Here is a 1,233-nt window from a genome sequence, read left to right as displayed (position 1 = left end):
GCTTACACCGCTCGATTCGTCCGTCTCCGTCGCGTCCGCGTGTTCCGTTGCCATTCAGAGGTCACCCATGTTCTGCTGTCGACGCATCAGGTACAGGAAGTACGGCCCGCCGACCAGCCCGGTGACGATCCCGACCGGGACCTGCGCGTCCGCGCCGGTCAGTACGCTCATCCCGAGGCGCGCCCCGACGTCGGCACCGACCATCAGCGCCGGGCCGACGAACAGGCAGCCGACGATCACCCGCTTGTAGTCGCTACCGACGAGGTTCCGAACCACGTGGGGGACGATGAGCCCAACGAAGCTCACGATGCCTGCCACCGCGATGCTGGCGGCGGCCGCCAGCACGGCGACGCCGGAGAGCGCGAACCGCACCCGCTCTATCGACATCCCCAGCGACTTCGCCGTCTGCTCGCCGAGGAGGAGGAGGTTCAGCTGCCGCGAGCCCGCGAGCGACAGGGTCACCGCCACGAGCGTCCACGGGAGCGCCATCCTGACCTGTTCCCAGTCGGTCCCCGTCAGCGAGCCGGTGGTCCACTGGATCGCCGACTGGACGACGCCGATGTCGTCGGCGAAGAAGAACAGCCCCGTCTGGAGGCTGTTGAAGACCGTCCCGACGATGACGCCCGCGAGCACGAGCCGCACGGGGCTGGTCCCGTTCTTCCACGCGATGGCGTAGACGACGAGGAACGCCACGGAGCCGCCCAGAGCCGCGATGATCGGGAGAAACGCCGAGAGGCCGCCGAACACGACGAGCGTGAGCAGGATCATCAGCCCCGCGCCCGAGGAGACGCCGAGGATGAACGGGCTGGCCAGCTCGTTCCGCGTCACCGCCTGAAAGATCGCGCCCGAGACGGCGAGGTTCATCCCGACGACGACGGCGACGAGCACCCGCGGGAGCCGGATGTTCCAGACGACGAGCGTCTCGCGCGCGAGCTGCGGTAGTTCGCCCTGAAATCCCGTGACCGCCCGCATCAGCTCCTCGCCGAGGAGGAAGTTGAGGAACCACCGCGGATCGAGCAGGACGGCGGGGTCGAGGACGGCCCGCCACGCCTGCCCGACCGTCATCGAGTACGTGCCGAAGCTCACCTGGACGAGTCCCGCAACGACGACGAGGGCGAGGCTCCCCGCGATCACCGCAGCGAGGCGAGGCTCGAACAGCCACCCGAGCCGGTCCCCCTCGACCGGTCGCCGGGGGGAGCCGCCGCCGATCGCCCGACCCTCACCGTCGGCGAC

Annotated in this window: 1 protein-coding gene; it reads right to left on the bottom strand. The window is 69.6% G+C overall.

Going from position 1 to position 1,233, the window contains the following annotated elements; translation table 11 throughout:
• Window positions 1-54 precede the first annotated feature (54 nt).
• Window positions 55-1,233 (bottom strand): FecCD family ABC transporter permease (locus tag BN903_RS07215; RefSeq protein WP_369317833.1); only part of this gene is annotated, 1,179 nt, incomplete at its 5' end.

The organism is Halorubrum sp. AJ67, assembly GCF_000513435.1.
This window is presented reverse-complemented; position numbering and strand designations above follow the sequence as displayed.